The following is a 6,580-nucleotide window of genomic DNA, read 5'->3' on the forward strand; positions in this document are numbered from 1 at the left end:
AAAAAACAAAGCTAATAACGATTGAGCAGAACATAGTAAATCACATGAAAGTGACCATTAATCAGCTTTAGGCTGATTAACAAAAAATCCCCGCAGGCAGCAATGCCAGCAGGGATTTTTTATGGACACCGGTTCAAGTCCCGCCGCCACATGGTTAATGTGCTTTTAATTATTTCAAAGGTATTGACCGGGTAATTTGTGGGTTCGATTTTACTCTTATCTCAAGTTAAAAAATAACATCAACGTCGTGACGCTTCGCCCACACCAGACCAAGAGGAAATCAACGGCTATTCCCTCTTGACTCTTTGCTCAAGAATTGGCCCAGCCGTCCCGCAACATTTTTCAAATGGATTAAACAACAGCTGCGAAAAGGTCGCCATGGGGATTGATCTAGCTTTTGACCGCACTTGACTTCGGCCTCAGCCTTATTCGAAAATGCTAACGCTTCCGATGGTACATCCTGTACCGCGAAAGCTAGCGGGCCATCCATGGCCAGCTCACGCTATTTTCTTCAACGGCCTCAAGTTCAAAGCTGAATTTAGACATTTTCAAACAGAGACTAGCTCGTTTTTGTCGGATAAGCGGCACCTGTTATCAGGTGCCGCTCTCCTAAGAACCGTACGTGCAACTTTCACTGCATACGGCTCAAGCCTCCACTAAGGCGTACTATGTTACCCGGTAACCACAGGAGTTACCTTTGCAATACTCACTTGAAGCTTTGATACTTTCTGTTCTATGACTTTCCAGTCGATGGATTATCATTGAGCAAAGCAAGGAGAGGCACTAACTTCAATCGAAGTCATCATTTGCGTTTCTCCATTAACAAAGTTCTTCTAACTTTCTTGCAACGGGAGACCTGCTGGAAGTGGGCTCACTTTCGTGCCAGACACAAGGTCTGTATCTGCATCATTACAATGCAGTATTGGCTTTCTCCAGCCTCCTTTACCTGCACCACTATCGGCTATCTTCACAGATAACTTTCCCAATGGGAGCGATACAGGCTTACCCTGTTCCGTATGTCGCGCAATGTCAGGTTAGATGCCCACTATAGTGCGGAGAGTAATGTTGATCACGAAAGAATACTGTCCAATTTCTTTCCAACTCTCGTTGCCTTTTGGCCACAGCGTATAAACCACTTCCGCTGCTTCACGTATAACGCACCTTAAATGGATTCACTTACGTTCATCATACTGACACCCTAGCACTTACCCGATTGTGGTTATCAGGAGGAACGTCCTCTCACGATTCAGTTCCCGTCCAGTGATTTACTGGACTTCGTTACATTGTCGGATCCGCTGCTTTATTCAGGATCCTAGGGTCATCTGGTGATACAGATGGTTCACTCTTCGCGGTGAACAGCGCTTCATACGACTTCAGGTCGCACGGACATTTCCGTGTTACAAAGATCGGACAAAGTTTGGTTTTCAGATAACTTCTAGTATCCCAATTACCTACAAATGCCTGGTCAAAACTACTGAACCACTACAAGATCAAACTTTAATATAAACGCACAATTATTTGTCATAGTGCAACTTGATATTGTAACGTAATCAAGACTTTGAAACTGGATCGATCATAAACGCTAGTTTTTGTGGTTTGTCCTGAAGGGCTCGAATGAAAACAGGTTCGAAATCCGCCATGAGTTATTTTTTATTCAGCTTTTTTAACTAAGAAAATAAATTCCAGAGCTAAAAATTGCTGAATTCATGGCTGAACTTCTCCCTAGTTGAGGGAGAAGTTCTAATGGTTTATATCCATGGAAAACAAAGAATCTTACAAAAATAAAGCTCGTCTTATGAAGCAATTACGTAAAGCCAACACTGAAATGGAACAGAGCCTCAAATCAACAGTTTTTTGGCAAAAGGCTTTTTTCTTCCTATATTCTTAAGTAGATTATTTCAATGCGGAGCGGGGAATAAAATGAGCATCACGGGACGAAAAAAGGAAGATCTGTCTCTAAGCATATTATTTGTTATCGCAATGTTTGTTTCAACAATCGGTTTGATATCCTGCTCCGATAACAAGTCTGACTCATCCGATGCCCCCAAAACGTATAAGACAAAGACGGGTAAAGCGATCATCATATCGGAAACCCACCCGGCCGGTCAGAGCCTTAGCACTATCGAAATCAGTACCAAGGACTTTGAGCACAATTATCCGGCAATATACCAAGACAGGGATCCTATTTCAGAAGTATTTGTAGCCGACCTTGACGGTAACGGTTTTGATGAAATCTACATCATCACAATTTCGTCGGGTTCCGGAAGTTATGGAACAGTATTGGGATTTGCCTCAAATAAAGACAAAAGCCTGTCAATGATCAATTTCCCTGAAATACTAGAAAGGGATGAGAATTTTAAAGGATATATGGGACACGATACCTTCAAGATGGAAGAACAAAAGCTTTTAAGAACTTTTCCCATATATAACGAAGGTGACACCAATCAAAATCCAACCGGCGGAACACGAAAACTGGTTTATGGTCTATATCCGGGAGAAGCGATATGGCAATTAAGGGTCGAGAAATCAGAAACCCTCAATGCCCCATAAAAGGTGGTATTTCAAATGATAAACCGTCCATCTAATAATATGTTGCCCAGAACTTTTCTGGTTCTGATATGCATTGTGATCATAGTAGGTTGCGACGATTTTGAAAGCCAGAGTAAGGCTGAGGCTGACGCACTAGCCCACCCCCCCTTAATAAAACAATACATAGCCATTTTTTGAAGTAACAACATAACCCCCTTCTATTTGAGTTTCGATCACCTTTTATAATTTTCAAAACGCGAGTGCTACGAGGTCAGGGCAACCGCATGAGTGCCCTATTTTTTGAACAGCATGCTTCAGCGATGAATTTTTATCGCTTAAAGACATGTTACTTTCAGTTGATTTACTTTAAATCTAGAACGTTTAATAAACTGCTTATGCTTAAAAAATCATTTGCGAACTAGCCCTGGTTATAAACCGTGGCGTGTTTTATAAACCAATTTATATTTGTTGATTTCGTATACTTAAACCTTGGCTCAACATTAAAATCATATGTATTACCTTTCTCACGCTCAGCTATCTCCACAAATATTTCTTGGTAGTTACTATCGTCCTGTGGATCAATCAGTGCAAAACGCAAACGAGCATGGATGAAACCAACCTTCTTAGAGGCTGTTTTAAAAGCGGGATTTAGCGAGATGTGTAAAAATTAAACACTAATGCGGTTTCCCTGATTTTACCCACCCCTTTATAAATCTCAATTTTTATACTATAAATATGTTAGTTAATTGTTGGTCATAAGTTTTATAAAAAATTTAGCTCAATAGTTAGAGTAATTTATCTCTATCTCTACCTCTCCAACTGATTCAACTAATTCAACTAATTCAAGATATATTTAACATTTGAGGAAGTGTTTTTATGAATAGAAAACTAATTAATGTAATAGTTGTATCAGCGGTTATGGGCTTATCCGTATCTTCTGTTATGGCTGCAGGTGGCGGGGCCGTTATAAAAAGTGATCCTACTAAGCATTTTGATGAAAAAGGAAAAGCGCCTTCGAAGTTCACCATAGAATTGCAAAATGGATTACGTAAAACACTTCCGTTTGAAGATAAGCGTGATTTTGATGAAGCTCAAAAAGGCTTTATAGCTGCACCTGATTATAAGCAAATCATGGCTGAAGCAGGCAACGTTGCTTGGGATATGGGCAGCTACGACTGGTTACTTGATGAAGGTAAAACCTTCGATACAATCAATCCATCGTTACAACGTCAAGCTGTATTGAACATGGCTTATGGTTTATATGAAGTGCTTCCAGGCAAAATATACCAAGTCCGTGGTTATGACTTAGCGAACATTAGTTTTATTAAAGGCGATACAGGCTGGATTGTATTTGACCCGTTAACAGCTAAAGAAACCGCTGCTGCAGCGCTAAAGTTTATTAATGAGCAATTGGGTGAACGCCCAGTTGTTGCCGTTGTATATTCGCATTCTCATGCAGACCATTTTGGTGGTGTTCGTGGTGTTGTGAATGAAGAAGATGTTAAGAGTGGTAAGGTTAAAATTATTGCCCCTGAGGGTTTCATGCACCATGCAATTGCTGAGAATGTGATGGCGGGTAATGCTATGACTCGCCGTATGTTCTTCCAATATGGTGTATTGTTACCGCGCAGTCCGTATGGACACGTCGATCAGTCTATCGGTAAAAATACTGCAGCGGGTAATTTAGGCTTAATTGAGCCTAACGTGACTATTAAGCAAGATTTCACTGATATGACAATTGATGGCGTTAAGATGGTGTTCCAAAGCACGCCAGGGACAGAAGCCCCTGCAGAAATGAACACTTGGTTCCCAGATATGAAAGCATTTTGGGCTGCAGAAAATATTACTGGTACTATCCACAATATTTATACTTTACGTGGCGCATTAGTACGTGATGCATTGGAATGGTCTAAGCAAATTAACGTCTCTTTGTATAAATTTGGACAAGATGCCGAAGTCATGTTTGCTTCACACTCTTGGCCTCGTTGGGGTAACGAACGTATTCAAGAAATAATGCGTACCCAACGTGATACCTATGCCCACCTAAATAACCAGGTGCTACATTTGGCCAACCAAGGTGTGACAGTTAATCAAATTCATAATGTTTATAAGCTTCCTGAAAGCCTACGTCAACAATGGTCTGCACACAGCTATCATGGTTCTGAAGAGCACAATAGCCGCGCAGTATTGAATCGCTATTTAGGTTATTGGGATGCAAACCCTGCGACCTTAATGCCTTTGTCACCTGAAGACTCTGCACCTTTATATGTTGAGATGATGGGCGGTAGCGCTAAGATTATCACTAAAGGAAAGCAGTTGTTTGACCAAGGTAAGTATTTTCATGCAACTGAAATCCTTAACAAGTTAGTCTATGCAGAACCTAAGAACCAACAGGCGAAAGATTTACTAGCCGATGTGTTTGAACAAATTGGTTATCAAAAAGAAAGTCCGAGTGTTCGAAACAGCTTTCTTGCTGCAGCCTATGAGCTTCGTAATGGCATGCCTACAGGTAGCTCTCCAAAGTCTTCAGGTCCTGATATGATCAGAGGTATGTCTACTGGATTATGGCTTGATTTCCTTGGTGTGCGTCTTGATACTGAAAAATCAGCAGGTAAACACTTTATTATTAATTTGGTTACCCCTGATAATGGCGAGAAATACCTTGTCGAGTTAAGTCATTCTGCACTAACTAATATCCAGGGTGTTAATTCTGACAAAGCTGACTTGACCCTTACTATTGATCGTGCTGAATTAAACGATGTTATGATGGGCGCAAAAAGTTTTGATGAGAAAATTAAAGCTGGTAAAGTTAAAATTGATGGTGACCGCAAGGCAATAGATGAGTTAATGGCTTCATTAGTTAACTTCACTATGGCATTTGAGTTACTACCAGGCACTATCGCTAAGTAAGCTAAGTAAGAAAAAGGTTCACCTCTAATTAGGGTGAACCTTTTTTATGTTTCCACGAATCGACGATTGTTCGATTTCTGAGGCAAATTTTTTCAGCTTATTATGTCGAAGGCTCCTGAAACTCAATCGGGTAAGAGTAAACTTTTATAAAAGTAAACTGAAACACTGGCTTCTCTAAAATGTTTATGTTCAAAAATGAGTTAGTGCCTGTAAATGGATAAATTCAACTCTGAACTTGAGGCCGTTGAAGAAAATGATGTGAGCTGACCATGGCCTTTCTCGCACATCTGACCTATATGGATATGGGAAATGTCACAATGATGTAGGGAACATCATTGACCATGCCACCGCATGGCGACCGCATGAATGCCTAATTTTTCACCATCTGACTAAAACCAGCACTTAATACCGCCTGTAGCATTGATGTGTTCATCATACATCGCTTTTTTTCCTACAATGCTTAACTTGGTTCGCTCTGCTCGAAGCATATTCAAGCTCGTATGACGTAGGCAAGATAGGTTCTCTGCACCATGGTCTTTGTATATTTGCATGCGTCTTCATTCATGCTGACATCCAAACTCTGAATCGATCCGATTTATGTAGCTACTTTCACCCATTACAAAATGTAGGTCAAGCTTGAGACGCTGGTAAGCAACTTTGGGGCATAAATGATTTGCATACCTTGCTTGCAATTGGTGTGACTCAACTCTGAACTTGAGGACGTTGAAGAAAATCGCGTGAGCCTGACAGGACGTCAGGCTAGCTTTCGCTGGCCAAGGATGGCCTATCGGAAGCGTTAGCATTTTCGAATAAGTCCGAAGACGATTACAAATGAGGTAAAAAGCTGGATCTGACCCCATGGCGACCTTTTCGCTGTTTGAAAATGTTGCGGGGCGGCTGGGAGTTCCAAGAGGGAATAGCCGTTGATTTCCTCTTGGTCTGGTGTGGGCGAAGCGCCACGACGTTGATGTTATTTTTTAAATTGAATGATTACGACCAGTTAATCGAAGTATAAAATGTTGCCACCCAAAAATAGACAAACAAAAAGGGCTTAGCATTGCTGCTAAGCCCTTCTATAAATTGGTGGAGGCGGCGGGACTTGAACCCGCGTCCAGAAAGCCTACATCCTCGGCACTACATG

General features: G+C 41.1%; 2 protein-coding genes, 1 other RNA gene and 1 pseudogene. 2 read left to right on the forward strand and 2 right to left on the reverse strand.

Annotated elements, in window-relative coordinates:
* The first annotated feature begins 1,920 nt into the window (after positions 1-1,920).
* Both V7783_RS20875 and V7783_RS20880 read left to right on the forward strand, forming a co-directional pair.
* Complete coding sequence (locus V7783_RS20875; RefSeq protein ID WP_101030933.1) at positions 1,921-2,550, forward strand: hypothetical protein; 630 nt, start codon at positions 1,921-1,923, stop codon at positions 2,548-2,550.
* A gap of 855 nt (positions 2,551-3,405) precedes the next feature.
* Complete coding sequence (locus V7783_RS20880; RefSeq protein ID WP_335680369.1) at positions 3,406-5,439, forward strand: alkyl/aryl-sulfatase; 2,034 nt, start codon at positions 3,406-3,408, stop codon at positions 5,437-5,439.
* Between the two features lie 370 nt (positions 5,440-5,809).
* Here V7783_RS20880 and V7783_RS20885 read toward each other — a convergent pair.
* Together V7783_RS20885 and ssrA are read right to left on the reverse strand one after the other, a co-directional pair.
* A pseudogene (locus V7783_RS20885) lies at positions 5,810-6,016 on the reverse strand (transposase); the annotation flags it as partial.
* 504 nt (positions 6,017-6,520) lie between these two features.
* Positions 6,521-6,580: a transfer-messenger RNA gene (gene ssrA, locus V7783_RS20890) on the reverse strand; the annotation flags it as partial.

Origin of the sequence: Pseudoalteromonas sp. (assembly GCF_036960685.1) — a bacterium.
GTDB lineage: Bacteria > Pseudomonadota > Gammaproteobacteria > Enterobacterales > Alteromonadaceae > Pseudoalteromonas.

Coding starts and splice junctions, on each gene's coding strand:
- V7783_RS20880 (WP_335680369.1), top strand. CDS start 3,406: ATGAATAGAAAACTAATTAATGTAATAGTTGTATCAGCGGTTATGGGC.
- V7783_RS20875 (WP_101030933.1), top strand. CDS start 1,921: ATGAGCATCACGGGACGAAAAAAGGAAGATCTGTCTCTAAGCATATTA.